Source organism: Methylobacterium endophyticum (genome assembly GCF_050591105.1).
Lineage (GTDB): Bacteria > Pseudomonadota > Alphaproteobacteria > Rhizobiales > Beijerinckiaceae > Methylobacterium.
This window is the reverse complement of sequence record NZ_JBNHES010000003.1, coordinates 138,762-155,229: the sequence shown is the minus strand read 5'-3', so window position 1 is coordinate 155,229 and position 16,468 is coordinate 138,762. Positions and strand designations below refer to the sequence as shown.

Below are 16,468 nucleotides of genomic sequence, written 5' to 3'. Positions count from 1 at the left end.
ATCCCCGTCGCCGCGCGGTGCCGGCCGCGCGATCTGTTTACAGTCTTTGCGGGCGGGCGGACACTGATCTTGGACATCGGGACGGGAAGGACAACGGCCATGCGCTTCGGTCGGCTGCGGAACCTGATTTCGGTCGGCATCGGTGTCTGCGGGGTCGCGGGGGCGGCCTGGGCCGAGCCCGCCCCGCCGGGGGCGCAGAACTCCTCGCCCCCCGGCGCGACGGTCTATTTCGTCGACGTGAAGAACGGCTCGGTGATCGCGCCGTCGACCACCCTGCATTTCGGCCTGCGCGGCATGGGCGTGGCGCCGGCCGGGCTCGCCAAGGACAATTCCGGCCACCACCATCTCATCATCGACAGCGAGTTGCCGAAGCTCGGCGAGCCGATCCCCAACGACGAGAACCACCTGCATTTCGGCGCCGGACAGACCGAGGCGGTAGTGACCCTGCCCCCCGGCGAGCACACGCTCCAGCTCCTGCTCGGGGACCACAAGCACGTCCCCCATTCGCCGCCGGTGATGTCGGAGCGGATCAAGGTGACGGTGCAGGAGCCCGGCACGCCGGGGGGCGCCGCGCAGCGCCACCCCTCCCCGCCGGGCGCGAAGGTCTACATCGCCAGCCCGCGCGACGGCGGCTACGTCTCGCGCACGCCCCTCATCCGCTTCGGCCTCGTCAACATGGGCGTGGCGCCGGCGGGCTTCGCCAAGGCGAATACCGGCCACCACCATCTGCTCATCGACACGCCGGTGCCGCCCCTCGACAAGCCGATCCCCAACGACGAGAGCCACCTGCATTTCGGCGCCGGACAGACCGAGGCGAAGGTCTCGCTGCCCCTCGGCCAGCACACGCTGCAACTGCTGCTCGCCGACGAGAACCACGTGCCGCACGATCCGCCGGTGATGTCGAAGCCGATCCGCGTCACCGTCACCGCATCGGGCCACGGGCCGCGCGCACGCTCGCGCCGCCACCGGCACTATTGAGCCGGCGGAGGCGGCGATGACCGGGTGGTCGCCAGCGGGACGGGGATGGCCGCGCCTTCTCGGCGCGGCGCTGCTCCTGCTCGCGCTCTGCGCCGCCGGCCGGGCCGCCGAGCGCCGCACCGCGCTCGTCATCGGCAACTCGGCCTATCGCAACGTGCCGACCCTGGAGAACCCCGTCCGCGACGCCCGCGCCATGGCCGCGATGCTGCGCGAGACGGGGTTCGATTCGGTGACGCTGAAGGAGAACCTCGACAGCCTCGACCTCAAGCGCGCCATCCGCTCCTTCGTGATGGAGGCCCGCAACGCCGAGATCGCGGTGGTGTATTTCGCCGGGCACGGGCTGGAGGTGAACGGCATCAACTACCTCATCCCCACGGACGGGAAGCTGAAGACCGATTTCGACGCCGAGGACGAGGGCGTCTCGCTGGAGCGCATCATCACCGCCGTGGAGCCGGCCAAGCGCCTGCGCCTCGTCATCGTCGACGCCTGCCGCAACAACCCGTTCCTCAACACCATGCAGCGCGCCATCGCCTCGCGGGCCGTCACCGCCGGGCTCGCCAAGGTCGAGCCGGCCGTCAGCGACACGCTGGTGGCCTTCGCGGCACGGGCCGGATCGGTGGCCGACGACGGCAGCGGCGACCACAGCCCGTTCACGGCGGCGCTGCTGAAGCACCTGCCGGAGCCGGGGCTAGACATCCGGGTCGCCTTCGGGCGCATCCGCGACGACGTGCTGCGCAGCACGGGAGGCCGGCAGGAGCCCTTCGTCTACGGTTCCCTCGGCGGCTCCACCATCAGCCTCGTGCCGGCGATCGTGGCGCCCGCGCCGCCCCAGCCCTCCCCCGCCGAGGCCGATCGCGAGATCCGGCGCGACTACGAGTTCGCCGAGCGGATCGGGCGGAAGGAAGCGTGGGTCTTCTTCCTCAAGGCCCACCCGACCGGCTTCTTCGCCGAGCTGGCCAAGGCGCAGCTCACCAAGTTCGAGGCGCCCGCCGCCGAGACGCCGAGGAACGACGCTCCCGACCGCACCCGCGTCTCGACGATCCGGCCGCCGAGCGCGGCACCTCCCGCGATCATCGAGAGACCGCCCGTTCCGGTCGAAGCGCCGCCGCCCCCCGAGCCGGCGCCCCTCTCCGGCTGCGAGCGGGAGGGCCGGGAGCTGGCGAGGCTGCGCTCCAACCCGATCCGCGAGGAGATCCAGCGGCTGTCGGGGGGCCTGACCTGCGACGGGCTGCGGGCGCAGGTCGCCCGCCTTCTGGAAAGCGTCGCGCCGGACGACGCCCCCGTGGCGCCGCCGGAGCGGCCGAGCGCGCCGGTGCCGGTTCTGCCGCCGCGCCCCGCCGCCGCGCCGCCAGCCGTCGCGGAGGCCGGCGGCGATTCGCGCTCCTGCCGGGCGGAGGCGCTGACGCTCGCGGAGTTGCGCGCCTCGCGCGATGCCGGCGCCCTCGGCCGGTTCGCGCGGAGCCTGCGCTGCGAATCGCTCAGGCCGCAGGTGCAACGCCTGCGCGAGAGCCTCTCCGACGACTGAGAGCGGCCTTCAATCGCCCTCGACGATCTCCAGGGTCCGCAAGATCGCCATGCCGACGGTCTCGGCATCGGCCATGCCCTCGGCAGTGGCCGGCAGGACGGCGACGGTCTCCAGCTCGCGGAACGCCGCCTTGCCCACCGCCACCTTCAGCACCGCCCCCTGGACCGGATCGTCATGGGCCGCGATCGCCACCACATGGCCGGCGGCCTCGCCGAACACGCGCGCCGGCGGCATCTCGTCCGCCGGCTCGTCCGGGAGAGGGGGCTGGGGCACCGGACGCGTGCCGAAGACGGGACGGATCACGTTGGTCATGCCCGCCTCATACGCCAAGCCGAGGCGCAATGGTGCGGCGGCGGCCGAAAAACCGCGACGAAGCCGCCGCCTCGTCAGGCCCCGCCCGTCGACGGACCCATGCCGATACGGCGCCGGGCCGCGCCGAGAAGCGTCGCGACCGCGATGGCGCAGACGACGCCCATGAGCCCGAGGCAGCTGATGGTCTTCGCGGGCTCGCCCCTGCCGAGGATCACGGCGAGGCCGATCGGCAGAAGGGCGGCGGCGAGAAGCAGATGCATGGACGATCCCCGGTCGATGTCGGGGCGACCCTAGCGGGCAATCGTTAACCATAACTGGCCGGCTCGGGCGCCGATGCGATGGACGCCGCACCGCACGGGTGTCGGCACGCGGCTAGGACCATACCCCAGGCCGTCCGGCAACAGCGCCGCCGCACGCAGCGGCGGCGTTCCGGGTCTTCTGCGAGGCCGCGTCGAGTTTGCGAACCGAAAGACGTGGCCGTCCCTGCCCATCGCAGGGCCAGACCGCTCACGAGGCGGGCGAAACAGCGGCGCACAGGACCGAGGACCGCGCCCAAGGCCGGGATAACGCTGTCGGATGATGGAAGATCGAGAATTGCGCCGATCTGCGCAACAGCGGCCTGCCACAGGCCGGAACCCTCTCAAACCGCGCCGGATCTCAAGAGGGAGGATGGTGGAGCCTAACGGGATCGAACCGATGACCTCTTCCATGCCATGGAAGCGCTCTCCCAGCTGAGCTAAGGCCCCACTCATTCCGCCCGCGGAGCTGGAGTTCCGCGGCCGTTCCGCGCCGTCCGACCCTGGGGGCCGCCCGGCGAGGGCGGTTCTATAGGCGCCTGCCGGCCGGGACTCAACCCCCTTTTTTCAGCCGGCGCACCCAATTTATCGGAGGCGGGCCTTCAGCCCTCCTCGTCGTTCTCCACGTCGCCGTCGATCAGGTCGGCCACGTCGTCGTCGCTGTCGTCCTCCTCGAGGAAGGTGTCGTCGCTGTCGCCGCTCGAATCTCCGTCGCCGTCCGCATCGTCGTCGGAGCCCGTATCCGCGCCGTCCTCCTCGGAGGCCTCGACCTCATCGAGGGAGACGATCTCCGGCCCGGCCTTCTCGTCGAGCTCCTCGTCCTCGTCGTCGGCCTTGGCCGCGAGGGCGGGGGCCGCCATCCGGCCGCCGGCGGCCGCCTGGTAGACCGTTCCGCATTTCGGGCAGACCGCGGGGGAGCGGTCGAGATCGTAGAACTTGGCGCCGCAGCTCATGCATTGACGCTTCAAGCCGAGTTCCGGTCGGGCCACGGGCGAAACCTCTGATAAAGGACGGTCTTTTGGGGAGGGGCCCCGTTAGTCGCGCGGCGCGCCCGTGTCAATTGAGGCGACGGGGCGACGCAGGACGCCGCCCGCCTCCGCGAGCGGACTTGCCGGATCCGATCTCGGCGAAGGACCGACATCCCAGGGCGTCAGTACGCTCGGCGACGAGGCTAGGGAACCGGGCCGGACGAAGGCCCCCGACCCGCACGGACGGCGCTCGGGATGACGCGGCGGGGCGCGCGTGATAACCGGCCCCGACATGCCGGACCGGAGAGGGCGCTCGGGGGCCGCGGGAGTCGTCCCGCGCGCCGCGCGGCCTCCCGCGAGGCCATCGCCGCAACCTCGGACCTGACGAAGAACGCCCGTGTCGCACGATTCCGAGCCGACCCCCCTCACCGCCGCGCCGGGCGCCCCCTTGCGCGGCTCGCTGCGCCCGCCGGGCGACAAGTCGATCTCGCACCGGGCGATGATCCTCGGCCTGCTCTCCATCGGCGAGACCCGCGTCGAGGGCCTGCTGGAAGGCGACGACGTGCTGCGCACGGCATCCGCCGCCCGCGCGCTCGGCGCGTCCATGGAGCGGCTCGGCGAGGGACGCTGGGTCGTGCGCGGCGTCGGCATCGGCGGGATGTCGGACCCGGCCGAGACCCTCGATTTCGGCAATGCCGGCACCGGCTCGCGCCTGATGATGGGCGTCGTCGGCGGCCAGCCCGTCACCGCGACTTTCGACGGCGACACCTCGCTGCGGAAGCGCCCCATGCGGCGCATCCTCGATCCGCTGGTGCGGATGGGGACGCAGGTGGTGAGCGAGGCCGAGGGCGGGCGCGTGCCGCTGACCCTGCGCGGGCCCCGCGAGGCGATCCCGATCACCTACGAGACCCCCGCCGCCTCCGCGCAGATCAAGTCCGCCGTGCTGCTCGCCGCGCTCAACGCGCCGGGGGTGACGACGCTGATCGAATCCGCCGCGACCCGCGACCACACCGAGCGGATGCTGCGGCTGTTCGGCGCCGAGGTCTATGTGACCCCCCACGGCGAGGGCGGCCACGGCCGCGCCGTGATGCTCACCGGCCAGCCGACGCTGCGCGGCACCGACGTGATCGTGCCGGCCGATCCCTCCTCGGCGGCCTTCCCCCTGGTGGCCGCCCTGATCGTGCCGGGCTCCGACGTCACCATCCGCGGCGTGATGATGAACCCGCTGCGCACCGGACTCATCACCACGCTCCTCGAGATGGGCGCCGAGATCGAGCGCACCAACGAGCGCGAGGAGGGCGGCGAGCCCGTCGCGGACCTGCGCGTGCGCACGAGCCGCCTCAAGGGCGTCGACGTGCCCCCCGAACGCGCCCCGGCGATGATCGACGAGTATCCGATCCTCGCGGTGGCCGCCGCCTTCGCGGAAGGCGTCACCCGCATGAACGGCCTGCACGAGCTGCGCGTGAAGGAATCCGACCGGCTCGCGGCGGTGGCCGCCGGGCTCGCCGCCAACGGAATCGACCACGCCATCGAGGGCGACGACCTCATCGTCACCGGCGACGGCTCCGCCCCGCGCGGCGGCGGCACGGTGGCGACCCATCTCGACCACCGCATCGCCATGGCCTTCCTGGTGCTCGGCCTCGCCACGCAGGAGCCCGTCACGGTGGACGACGGCGCCATGATCGCCACGAGCTTCCCGAGCTTCCTGCCGACCATGGCGGAACTCGGCGCCAGGATCGGCTGAGACCGCATGCCCATGGTCATCGCCATCGACGGGCCCGCCGCGTCGGGCAAAGGCACCCTCGCGCGGCGGCTCGCCGCCCATTACGGGCTGCCGCATCTCGATACGGGGCTGCTCTATCGCGGCGTCGCGCTCACCCTGCTCGATGCCGGCTTCGCGCTGGAGGACGAGGCCGCCGCCGCACGCGCCGCCGCCGCCCTCATCGCCGACAGGCTCGCGGACCCGCGCCTGCGCGAGCGGGCCATGGGAGAGGCGGCCTCCCGCATCTCCTCCGTGCCCGCCGTGCGCGCGGCGCTGCTCACCTGGCAGCAGAGCTTTGCCGGCAATTCACTGGGCGCCGTGCTCGACGGGCGCGACATCGGCACGGTGGTCTGCCCCGATGCGCGGGTGAAGCTGTTCGTCACCGCCACCCCGGAGGAACGCGCCCGCCGCCGGCACCGGGAGCTGTCCGCGCGGGGCGAGGAGACGACCCTCGCCGCCATCCTCGCCGACATCCGCGCCCGCGACGCCCGCGACGCGGGCCGCAGCGCCGCGCCTCTCAAGATCGCCGAGGACGCCCATGTCCTCGACACCACGGACATGGATGCCGATGCCGCCTTCGCGGCGGCGAAGGCCGTCGCCGACCGGGCGCGCTCGCATTGACCTGAACTCCGGGGCCGGCGCGGAGGAGCGCGCGGGCGCCATCATGTGCCGCGCGGCTTGGCCCGGCGCGTCGGGGGCTCCGCCAGCGGATCGTCCGGCCAGGGATGGCGCGGATAGCGCCCGCGCATCTCCGAGCGCACGGCGCTCCAGGAACCACGCCAGAAGCCCGGCAGGTCGCGGGTGATCTGGATCGGGCGGGAGGCCGGCGAGAGCAGGTGGAGCACCAGCGGCACGCGTCCGCCGATGACCGGGTGCGTATCGAGCCCGAACAGCTCCTGCACCCGCACCGCGAGCACCGGATCGCCCTCGGCCCCGTAATCGACGGCGATGCGCGAGCCGGTGGGCACCTCGACATGGGTCGGCGCCTCGCGGTCGAGCCGGGCGCGCAGCTCCCAGGGGAGCAGGCCGTGCAGGGCGTGGCCGAGATCGTCCGCCGTCACCGCATCGAGGCCGCCGCGGCCGACGAGATGCGGGGCGAGCCAATCCGTCGCGGTGCGGGCGAGCGCTTCGTCCGACAGGTCGGGCCAGGGCTCGCCCTCCGCCGCCCGCAGGAAGCGCACCCGCGCCCGCCACTGGCTCAGCGCCGGCGTCCAGGGCAGGCGCTCGATCCCGAGACCGGCGACGCCCCGCGCCAGAATCGCGGCGGAGTCCGCGTCGGCCGGCACGGGCAGGGTGCGCTCGCCGAGGCTGATCGCGCCGAGGCGCCGTCTCGCCCGCGCCCGCAGAGCGCGTGCCTCCGGGTCGAAGGAGACCTCGGTGCCGCTCTCGATCCGGTCCGCGAACAGCGCCTCGATCTCCTCGCGGGCGATGGCGGCGGCGGCAAGAACGCGGGCATTGGCGGCGGCGCCCACCACGTCCGCGATCACCAGGAACGGCTCGCGGGCCAGCGCCGAGGCGGGATCGAGCCGGGCGGCGCGGCCGTTCGCCATGACGAACTCGCCGTCGCGGCCGCGCCCCTTGGCGATCCGGTCCGGGTAGGCGAAGGCCAGTAGCGGGCCGATGGCGGCGGGCTCCGCGCGGGCCCCCTCGCCGCCGGCCTGCCGGGCCCAGCCGACGGCGAGGCGGCGCATGTCCTCCGCCCGGCCGCCGCGCTCGCGCCGGAAGCGCTCGACGCGCTCGGCGACGTCCGCCCCGTCGCCGCCGAGCCCGCGCTCCACCAACACCGCCGCGATCTCGGCGGCGGCCTTCGCCCGCCCCTCGGCGGCGGCGGCGATCACCATGCGGGCGAGGCGCGGCGGCAGCGGCAGGGCGCGCAGGCGCTGGCCCGTGGCGGTGAGCCGGCCGTCCGCGTCGAGGGCCGCGAGGTCGGAGAGCATGGCGCGGGCTTCCGACAGGGCCGGAGCCGGGGGCGGGTCGAGGAAGGCCAGGCTCCTCGGGTCGGAGACGCCCCAGGCGGCGCAGTCGAGCAGCAGCCCGGCGAGGTCGGCGGCCAGGATCTCGGGCCGCGCGAAGGCATCGAGGGCGTTGGTCGCCGCCTCCGGCCAGAGCCGCCAGCAGATGCCGGGCTCGGTGCGTCCGGCGCGGCCCCGGCGCTGGTCGACGGAGGCGCGGCTGGCGCGGGCCGTGACCAGCCGGGTGAGGCCGAGGCCCGGCTCGTAGAGCGGCACCCGCGCGAGCCCCGAATCGACCACGATGCGCACGCCCTCGATGGTCAGCGAGGTCTCGGCGATGCTAGTGGCGAGCACCACCTTGCGGCGGCCGGGCGGCGCGGGCGCCACCGCCCTGTCCTGGACCGCCGCGTCGAGGGCGCCGTAGAGCGGCGCGATCTCGATATCCGCCTCCACGCGGGAGGCCAGCCGCTCGGCGGTGCGGACGATCTCGCCCTGGCCCGGCAGGAAGGCGAGGACGGAGCCCGGATCGGCGCGCAGCGCCCGTAGGATCGCGTCCGCCATGGCATCCTCGATCCGCGTGTTCGGATCGCGCGGCAGGTGGCGGGTCTCCACCGGAAAGGCACGGCCCTCCGACTCGATCACGGGTGCGTCGCCCAGAAGCGAGGCCACCCGCGCCCCGTCGAGGGTCGCCGACATGACGAGCACGCGCAGATCCTCGCGCAGGGCGCCCTGCGCGTCGAGGGCAAGCGCCAGGCCGAGATCGGCATCGAGCGAGCGCTCGTGGAACTCGTCGAACAGCACCGCGCCGATGCCCGACAATTCGGGATCGTCGAGGATCATGCGCGTGAACACGCCCTCGGTGACGACCTCGATCCGCGTCCTGGCGGAGATCTTCGAGCCGAGGCGCACGCGCAGGCCCACCGTGTCGCCGACGCGCTCGTTCAGCGTCGCGGCCATGCGCGCGGCGGCGGCGCGGGCGGCGAGGCGGCGGGGCTCCAGGAGCACGATCCTTCGCCCTGCGAGCCAGTCGGCATCGAGCAGAGCAAGGGGCACCCGCGTGGTCTTGCCGGCGCCCGGCGGCGCCACGAGCACGGCGGCGTTGCGCGTCTCCAGCGTGCCGAGGAGGCGCGGCAGCACCGCGTCGATGGGGAGAGCCGTGGGTGAAGGGGGCTTGGGCGGCATGACGGGCGTTGGTGCGATGTCCGGCGGCCGGGAGCAACCGTTTCCGCAACGCCGACGCACGTCGACAGCGGCGGAACAATCCCGCTCGGCCAGGCATCCGGCGATGACGAATTCGTGTCGCCCGGCGACGGAACCCGAAGCCGGCGAAGGGCTTATCGGGCGGACGCGGCGCCCTTCGACGCCGGGCAACGGAAGGATTTCATGACCAGGATCGCCCTCACCCTCGCCGGCGGACTCGTGCTCGGCGGCCTCGGCATCGGCGCGGCGTCGGCCGCTCCGGCCATGCCCGCTCCCGGCATCGTCGGCGGCGACGCCCCCCTGGTGGAGGTGTCCCACCACCGCCGCCACTGGCGCCACCATCACCGCGCGATGCGCCATCATTCCATGCGCGGCAAGATGTTCCACGGCGATCCGAACTCGCGCAACCCGAGCCAGCCGGGCATCGCCCAGCGCAAGGGCACCACCTCGGGCGGCCCGCGCTTCTGAGGGTTTCCAGGGAACCGATCCAGCATCCAGAAGGCCGGTGCCCATGGCGCCGGCCTTCCTCACGGCGAGGACAGGGCGGCGCCTTCTCCCCAGGCGAAATCGGGCCGCCCGCCTGAACCGCGCGCCGGGCTCTGCTATGAGGCGGGCATGGCCGCTCCCGCCGTCCGCATGACCGATACCAAGCCCGCCGCGAACCGTGCGCCGGACCCCGGCCCCACGCCGATGATGGCGCAGTATATCGAGATCAAGGCCGCCAATCCGGGCAGCCTGCTCTTCTACCGCATGGGCGACTTCTACGAGCTGTTCTTCCGCGACGCCGAGATCGCCTCGCGCGCGCTCGGCATCGTGCTGACCAAGCGCGGCAAGCATGCCGGCGACGACATCCCGATGTGCGGCGTGCCGGTGGAGCGCTCCGACGACTATCTGCACCGCCTCATCGCCCAGGGCCACCGCGTCGCCGTCTGCGAGCAGACGGAGGAGCCCTCGGAGGCGAAGAAGCGCGGGCCGAAATCGGTGGTGCGCCGCGCCGTCGTGCGGCTCGTCACCCCCGGCACCATCACCGAGGACCGGCTGCTCGATCCGGCCCGCGCCAACCTGCTGCTCGCGGTCGGCCGCCGCCGGGTCTCGGAGTCCGAGTTCGCCTACGGGCTCGCCGCCCTCGACATCTCGACGGGACGCTTCTCGCTCAACGAGGTCCGCGCTGCGGATCTCCCCGGCGCCCTCGCCCGGCACGACCCGCGCGAGATCGTGCTCTCCGACGCGATCCACGCCGATCCGGCCCTCGCCCGGCTCTGGCAGGAGCTGCCGGCGGCCGTCACGCCGCTGGCCCAGGCCGAGCTGGAGCCGGCCACCGCCGAGCGGCGCATCCGCGAATTCTACGGCGTCGCGACGCTCGACGGCTTCGGCAGCTTCTCCCGCGCGGAACTGGCGGCGGCGGGGGCAGCGCTGCTCTATGTCGAGCGCACCCAGATCGGCGCCCGCCCGGCCTTGCAGCCGCCGGCCCGCGAGGCGGGAGGCTCCACCCTCGCCATCGACGCCGCCACCCGCGCCAATCTCGAACTGACCCGCACCCTCTCCGGCGAGCGCACGGGGAGCCTGCTCGACGCCATCGACCGCACCGTCTCGGCGAGCGGCGCCCGGCTGCTCGCCGAGCATCTCGCCGGACCGCTCACCGATGTCGGCGCGATCCTGCGGCGGCAGGAGGCGGTGGCGTTCCTCGTCGAGGACGGCGCGCTCCGCCGCGCCTTGCGCGACGCCCTCGCCCGCGCCCCCGACATCGCCCGCGCGCTCTCCCGCGTGGGCTTGGGCCGGGCGGGTCCGCGCGATCTCGCGGCCCTGCGCGACGGGCTCGATGCCGCCGTCGCGCTGGCCGAGCGGCTGTCCCTCGCCGCGCTTCCCGCCGATCTCGGCGCCCTGCGCGACACCTTGGGCGAAGCCGATCCGTCGCTGGCGGAAGTCCTGCACGCGGCGCTCGCCGACGAGCTTCCCCTCAACCGCCGCGACGGCAATTTCGTGCGTGCCGGCTACCACCCGGAGATCGACGAGGCGCGCCTCCTCGGCCAGGACTCCCGAAAAGTCATCGCCGGGCTCCAGGCGCGCTACGCCGAGGAGACCGGCTGCCGGACGCTCAGGATCAAGCACAACAACCAGCTCGGCTACTTCATCGAGGTGCCGCAGGCGGTGGGCGAGGCCTGCCTCAAGGGGGTGTTGCGCGAGACCTTCGTGCACCGCCAGACCATGATCGACGCCATGCGCTTCACCAGCGTGGAGCTCGGCGACCTCGAGAGCCGCATCGCCGGCGCCTCGGACCGGGCGACGGCGCTGGAAGCCCAGGTCTTCGAGGATCTCGCCGGGCGCGTCATGGCGCAGGCGGCGGGAATCGCGCGGGTGGCCGACGCGCTGGCCGCCCTCGACGTGGCGGCCAGCCACGCGGAACTCGCGGTGGAGCTCGACTGGTCGCGCCCGCTGGTGGACGACGGGCTCGCCTTCGCGGTGGAGGGCGGTCGCCATCCCGTGGTGGAGGCGGCCCTGCGGCGGCGGGGCGAGCCCTTCATCGCCAATGCCTGCGACCTCTCGGGCGAGGGACGCGGGCGCATCCGGCTCGTCACCGGCCCCAACATGGGCGGCAAGTCGACCTTCCTGCGCCAGAACGCGCTCATCGCCGTGCTCGCCCAGATGGGCGCCTTCGTGCCGGCGTCCCGCGCGCATCTCGGGCTGGTGGACCGGCTCTTCTCCCGCGTCGGCGCCGCCGACGACCTCGCGCGCGGGCAATCGACCTTCATGGTGGAGATGGTGGAGACCGCCGCCATCCTGAACCAGGCGAGCCGGCGCTCGCTCGTCATCCTCGACGAGATCGGGCGCGGCACCGCGACCTTCGACGGGCTCTCCATCGCCTGGGCCTGCCTGGAGCACCTGCACGAGGTGAATGCCTGCCGGGCGCTGTTCGCCACGCATTTCCACGAGCTGACGGCGCTGGGCGAGCGCCTGCCGCGCCTCGACAACGCCACCCTCAAGGTCGCCGAGCACAAGGGCGAGGTGGTCTTCCTGCACGAGGTGGTGCCCGGCACCGCCGAGCGCAGCTACGGATTGCAGGTGGCGCGCCTCGCCGGCCTGCCGGCGGCGGTCGTGACGCGGGCCGGCGCAATCCTCAAAGGTCTGGAGAAGGCCGAGCGCAGCCGTCCGGGACGCCCCAAGATCGACGACCTGCCGCTCTTCGCCGCCATCGCACCCCCCGAGCCGCCGCCGGCGGAGCCGGATGACGGGCTCGGCGCGGCCCTCGATGCCATCGACCCCGATTCGCTCACGCCCCGAGAGGCGCTCGACGCCCTCTACCGGCTCAAGCGCGACCGCGCGGCGCGGGGGTGAAGCCGTCGATGGCGGAAAGCGACTCGCGGCGCCCTGCCCGGCACTCGGCGAGGGCGGCGAGGACGCTCGCCACCACGCGCTCGGAATAGGGCTTGGCGATCACCCCGAGCGCGCCGGCGAAATCGTCCGGGATGCGCTTGGCGTTCGCCGTCATGAAGACCACGGCGATGCGCGGATCGGCCCCGAGCGCGCGGGCGACCTCGATCCCCGTGGGGCCGTCGACGAGATGGATGTCCACCAGCGCCACGTCGGGCACGCTCGACAGGCCGAGCGCCACGGCCTCGGCGCGGTTGCCCGCGACCCCGACGGTCTCGTAGCCGAGATCGTCGAGCAGGCATTCGAGCTCCAGCGCGATCAGGACCTCGTCCTCGACGACGAGGATGCGGAGGGGCTGTGCCCCGCTCATGGCGCCTCCCGGTTCATGGCGACCTTACCTGGGGCGGCCGCACCGGACGGCAACGCACGCGAGACCCTCCGCCGGCACGCTCACGGCGCCTCGTCGAGCGGAATGCCGATCTCGACCCGCGTGCCGGGGCCGGCATCGTGCCAGGCGATGGCGCCGCGCAACTGCCGCACCACCATCTCCACGAGGCTGCGGCCGAAGCCGGCCGGATCGGCCCGGCCCGCCGGCAGGCCGATGCCGTCGTCGGCGATCATCAGGCGCAGATGGCCCTCGTCGCGCCGCGCCGTGATCGTCACGCGCCCGACCCTCTCGCCGGGAAAGGCGTGGCGCACGGCATTGGTGGCGAGCTCGTGGATCATCAGGGCCAGCGGCGCGGCCATCGCCGCCGAGACGGCGATGGACTCGAAGGCCGCCTCCACGGTGGTGCGGCCGCCGTCGATGCCCGCGGTCAGGTCCGCCATGAAGTCGGCGGCGAAGTCCTTGAGGTTGAAGCGGGCGGCGTCCCCGGCCGAGTAGAGCATGCGGTGCGCCGTCGAGAGCGCCCCGACGCGCTCGGCCATGCCGAGGAGCGCCTGGCGGGCCTCCCCCTCGGGGGTGCGCCGGGCCTTGAGCAGCATCAGCGAGGAGATCACTTGGAGGTTGTTCTTGACCCGGTGGTCGACCTCGTGGAGCAGCGCCGTCTTCTGCTCCAGCGCCGCCGTGAGGTCGGCGGTGCGTAGCCCCACGAGACGCTCGAGCTCGTCGTTGGTGCCGCGCATGGCCCGTTCCAGACGGTTCTTGTCCGTCATGTCGGCCTGGGCGGAATAGAAATGCGTGACCGCGCCGGACGCGTCGCGCACCGGGCTGATCGTCATCGCGTTCCAGAAGGGCGTGCCGTCCTTGCGGTAGTTGAACAGCTCGACCTCGACGGGCCTGCGGGCCGCCACGGCCTCGCGGATCCGTTCGAGGGCGGCGGGATCGGATTCGGGCCCCTGGATCATCCGGCAGTTGCGGCCGATGAGCTCGCGACGCTCGTATCCCGTATGGCGGAGGAAGGCGTCGTTGACCCACACGATCGGATGATCGGGCCGGACAGCGTCGGTCATCACCATCGGCGTCGGGCTCGCCGCGAAGGCGGCGGCGAGCGCGTGGCCTTCGAGCTCCTCGGCGTCCCGGCGATCCCCGCTCATTGCTCCGCCGCCGTGACGGCGGCCGCGCGCGAACGGGCGCGACGACGCGGGACAGACCGTCCGCGATACCTTAACCCAACGTCCATCATGCTGCCCCACGGCATCCGTGTCTCACGGGCCCGGCGCGCGCATCGCGATACGGCGCAAGACGGCCACGATTTTTTCGGATCAAGGCGCGTGAGCGCGAGGAGTTCCATCCCATGGCCCTCAAACCGGCAGACGGCGCGACGGTCCGCAAGTTCCGCCTGCGCGACATCGTCGAGGACAAGCGCATCGCGCTGATGCTGGCGCTGGGGTTCTCCTCCGGCCTGCCGCTGCTGCTGGTGCTCGGCACCTTCACGCTGCGGCTCGCCTTTTCCGACATCAACGTGAAGGCCATCGGGCTGTTCAGCTACGTGGCGCTGCCCTACTCGCTGAAGTTCCTCTGGGCGCCGATGATCGACCGGGTCGACGTGCCGCTGCTTAGCCCCCGGCTGGGGCGGCGGCGGGCCTGGATGGTGGCGACGCAGGTCGCGGTGGCCGCCTGCCTGACGCTGATGGCCTTCTCCGATCCGGGCACGAACCTGGCGCTGCTCGGGATCGGCGCCTTCCTGGTGGCCTTCTGCGCCGCGACGCAGGACGTGGTGATCGACGGCTGGCGCATCGACGCGGGCGGCACCGAGTTCCAGGGCATCCTCGCGGCGACCTCGAATCTCGGCTACCGCCTCGGCCTCATCACCGCCGGCGCGGGGGCGCTGTTCATCGCCTCCTCCGGGGGCTGGACCCTCGCCTATCTCATCATGGCGGCGCTGATGGTGGTGGGGCTCGTCGCCGCGCTGCTGGCCCCGCCCTTCGACACCGCGCGGCAGCCGCTCCCCGAGGCGGAAGCCGACGCGACGCCGCATACCCGGCTGTGGTCGATCCGCCGCGCCGTGCTGGAGCCGCTGACCGAGCTGCACGGCCGCATGGGGCCGGCGCTGTGGGGCGTCCTGATCCTGGTGGCGCTCTACCGGATGCCGGATTTCGTCTCCGGGGTGATGGCGAGCCCGCTCTACAAGACGCTCGGCTTCGACCTGAAGGAGATCGCCGCCGTCACCAAGCTCTACGGCATCTGGGTCGGGATCGCGGGCGGGTTCGCGGGCGGCTGGGCGATGGCGCGCTTCGGCATGTTCCCGACGCTCGTGACCGGCGCCTTCCTGGCGGCCTCCTCGCACCTGTCCTTCGCCTGGCTCTCGATGGGGGGGCCGGAGGTGTGGCGGCTGGCCCTCGCCATCTCCATCGAGAACTTCTGCGGCTCCTTCGCGGGGATCGCGCTCATCGCCTACATGTCGAGCCTGACGACGCCGGGCTACGCGGCCACGCAATACGCGCTGTTCTCCTCGCTCTACGCCCTGCCGGGCAAGCTCGTGGCCGGCACCTCGGGCTTCATCGTGGCGGCCTACGGCTATCCGGTGTTCTTCGCCATGACCTCGGCGGTGGGCATCCCCGTGGTGCTGCTCTGCCTCGCGGTCGGGCGCGTCCCGAAGCCGGCGCGGGTGGATCCCGAGGACCACGCGGAGCACGATGCGGGGAACCCGGCGGCCTCCCCGGAGCTTTCTTCCGCCGGATCGGCGGCTGCACCGATGGGAACGCGATCATGAGCGACCTCACCCTGGCCCATACCGGCTCTTCCGTCGCCGCGATCGACGCGACGGCGACGCTGAGCGACGAGGACCTCGCAGCGCTGCGCCGGGCAGTGCGCGCCCTGGAGCAGCCGGGCCTCGCCGCGCGGCTCTCGGCCGCCGCCGGGGCACCCCTCGACCTGATCGGCCGCTCGCTGCCCGCCCCCGTGGCGGACGCCGTCGCCCGCTCCACGGAAGCAGCCATGCGCGGCGCGCTCCGGGTGGCGCTGCGGACGCTGCCGAGGACGCAGGCCGCCGCCGGAGGCACCGAGATCGAGCCGGCCTCCCCCGGCAGCGCGGGGGTGCTCTCGCGTCTGATGAAGTCCAGCGAGGCGAGCCACAAGGCGATGGCGGCCCTGTCGGGGGCCGTCGGCGGCGCCTTCGGGCTCGCGACCCTCGCGGTGGAGCTGCCGGTCTCCACCACCCTGATGCTGCGCTCCATCGCCCAGATCGCGCGGGAGGAGGGCGAGGACATCGAGACGCCGGAGGGCGCGCTCGCCTGCGTGCAGGTCTTCGCCCTCGGCGGACGCGGGGGCAGCGGCACGGGGCTCGCCGAGAGCGGCTATTTCGCCGTGCGCACGGCGCTGGCCAAGACCATGTCGGAGGCCGCGCGCTATGCCGGCAGCAAGGCGCTGCTCGACGAGGCGGCGCCGGCGCTGATCCGCTTCTCGGCGCAGATCGCGGCGCGCTTCGGCATCGTGGTGTCGCAGAAGGTGGCGGCGCAGGCCGTGCCGATCCTCGGCGCGCTCGGCGGGGCGGCGGTCAACACCGCCTTCATGAACCATTTCCAGTCGACCGCGCGAGGACACTTCACCATCCGCCGGCTGGAGCGCGCCTACGGCAAGGAAAGCGTCCGCGCGGCCTACGACGCCGAGAAGGCGCTGCTCGGCATCGCCTGATCGTCCGTAAGCCGCAGCCAAGCGGGAGACG

14 protein-coding genes and 1 tRNA gene are annotated in these 16,468 nt (G+C 73.2%); 8 read left to right on the top strand and 7 right to left on the bottom strand.

What is annotated here, in order from left to right; translation table 11 throughout:
• The first annotated feature begins 99 nt into the window (after positions 1 to 99).
• Complete coding sequence (locus ACP56T_RS05205) at positions 100 to 978, top strand: DUF4399 domain-containing protein (protein WP_430911059.1); 879 nt, start codon at positions 100 to 102, stop codon at positions 976 to 978.
• Between the two features lie 16 nt (positions 979 to 994).
• Complete coding sequence (locus ACP56T_RS05200) at positions 995 to 2,503, top strand: caspase family protein (protein WP_430911058.1); 1,509 nt, start codon at positions 995 to 997, stop codon at positions 2,501 to 2,503.
• A 9-nt stretch (positions 2,504 to 2,512) separates the two neighbouring features.
• On the opposite strand, the gene ACP56T_RS05195 is transcribed toward ACP56T_RS05200, so the two are convergent.
• From ACP56T_RS05195 to ACP56T_RS05180, 4 genes are all read right to left on the bottom strand, one after another.
• Positions 2,513 to 2,815, bottom strand: a complete 303-nt coding sequence (locus tag ACP56T_RS05195; protein WP_430911057.1) for a hypothetical protein — start codon at positions 2,813 to 2,815, stop codon at positions 2,513 to 2,515.
• Between the two features lie 74 nt (positions 2,816 to 2,889).
• Entirely contained in the window at positions 2,890 to 3,075 is a 186-nt protein-coding gene (locus tag ACP56T_RS05190) for a hypothetical protein (protein WP_430911056.1), read from the bottom strand.
• A gap of 410 nt (positions 3,076 to 3,485) precedes the next feature.
• Positions 3,486 to 3,561: transfer RNA gene (locus ACP56T_RS05185), tRNA-Ala, on the bottom strand.
• A gap of 152 nt (positions 3,562 to 3,713) precedes the next feature.
• Positions 3,714 to 4,100, bottom strand: coding sequence for a TIGR02300 family protein (locus tag ACP56T_RS05180; protein ID WP_430911055.1), 387 nt, complete (start codon positions 4,098 to 4,100; stop codon positions 3,714 to 3,716).
• A gap of 376 nt (positions 4,101 to 4,476) precedes the next feature.
• Between ACP56T_RS05180 and aroA the strand changes: the two genes are divergently transcribed.
• Both aroA and cmk read left to right on the top strand, forming a co-directional pair.
• Positions 4,477 to 5,823 carry a 3-phosphoshikimate 1-carboxyvinyltransferase gene (aroA, locus tag ACP56T_RS05175; RefSeq protein WP_430911054.1) on the top strand — a complete coding sequence of 449 codons (1,347 nt, stop codon included), beginning with the start codon at positions 4,477 to 4,479 and terminating at the stop codon, positions 5,821 to 5,823.
• 6 nt (positions 5,824 to 5,829) lie between these two features.
• Entirely contained in the window at positions 5,830 to 6,462 is a 633-nt protein-coding gene (cmk, locus tag ACP56T_RS05170) for a (d)CMP kinase (protein WP_430911053.1), read from the top strand.
• Between the two features lie 41 nt (positions 6,463 to 6,503).
• On the opposite strand, the gene hrpB is transcribed toward cmk, so the two are convergent.
• Positions 6,504 to 8,975, bottom strand: a complete 2,472-nt coding sequence (gene hrpB, locus ACP56T_RS05165) for an ATP-dependent helicase HrpB (RefSeq protein ID WP_430911052.1) — start codon at positions 8,973 to 8,975, stop codon at positions 6,504 to 6,506.
• A 201-nt stretch (positions 8,976 to 9,176) separates the two neighbouring features.
• Between hrpB and ACP56T_RS05160 the strand changes: the two genes are divergently transcribed.
• Together ACP56T_RS05160 and mutS are read left to right on the top strand one after the other, a co-directional pair.
• Complete coding sequence (locus ACP56T_RS05160; RefSeq protein WP_430911051.1) at positions 9,177 to 9,461, top strand: hypothetical protein; 285 nt, start codon at positions 9,177 to 9,179, stop codon at positions 9,459 to 9,461.
• Positions 9,462 to 9,608: 147 nt separating this feature from the next.
• Positions 9,609 to 12,326, top strand: a complete 2,718-nt coding sequence (gene mutS / locus ACP56T_RS05155; protein ID WP_430911050.1) for a DNA mismatch repair protein MutS — start codon at positions 9,609 to 9,611, stop codon at positions 12,324 to 12,326.
• Here the strand turns inward: mutS and ACP56T_RS05150 are convergent.
• Together ACP56T_RS05150 and ACP56T_RS05145 are read right to left on the bottom strand one after the other, a co-directional pair.
• Positions 12,298 to 12,732, bottom strand: coding sequence for a response regulator (locus ACP56T_RS05150; RefSeq protein ID WP_430911049.1), 435 nt, complete (start codon positions 12,730 to 12,732; stop codon positions 12,298 to 12,300). The two genes, mutS and ACP56T_RS05150, sit on opposite strands and share 29 nt — an antisense overlap.
• 80 nt (positions 12,733 to 12,812) lie before the next feature.
• Positions 12,813 to 13,898 (bottom strand): PAS domain-containing protein, encoded by a 1,086-nt coding sequence (locus ACP56T_RS05145; RefSeq protein ID WP_430911048.1) that lies wholly within the window; start codon positions 13,896 to 13,898, stop codon positions 12,813 to 12,815.
• Positions 13,899 to 14,098: 200 nt separating this feature from the next.
• Here ACP56T_RS05145 and ACP56T_RS05140 point away from each other — a divergent pair, with 200 nt between their 5' ends.
• Positions 14,099 to 15,517 carry an AmpG family muropeptide MFS transporter gene (locus tag ACP56T_RS05140; RefSeq protein ID WP_430911047.1) on the top strand — a complete coding sequence of 473 codons (1,419 nt, stop codon included), beginning with the start codon at positions 14,099 to 14,101 and terminating at the stop codon, positions 15,515 to 15,517.
• A complete protein-coding gene (locus ACP56T_RS05135) occupies positions 15,514 to 16,437 on the top strand; it encodes an EcsC family protein (RefSeq protein ID WP_430911046.1) in 924 nt (307 codons plus the stop codon). Before ACP56T_RS05140 ends, ACP56T_RS05135 begins: the two co-directional genes overlap by 4 nt.
• Positions 16,438 to 16,468 lie beyond the last annotated feature (31 nt).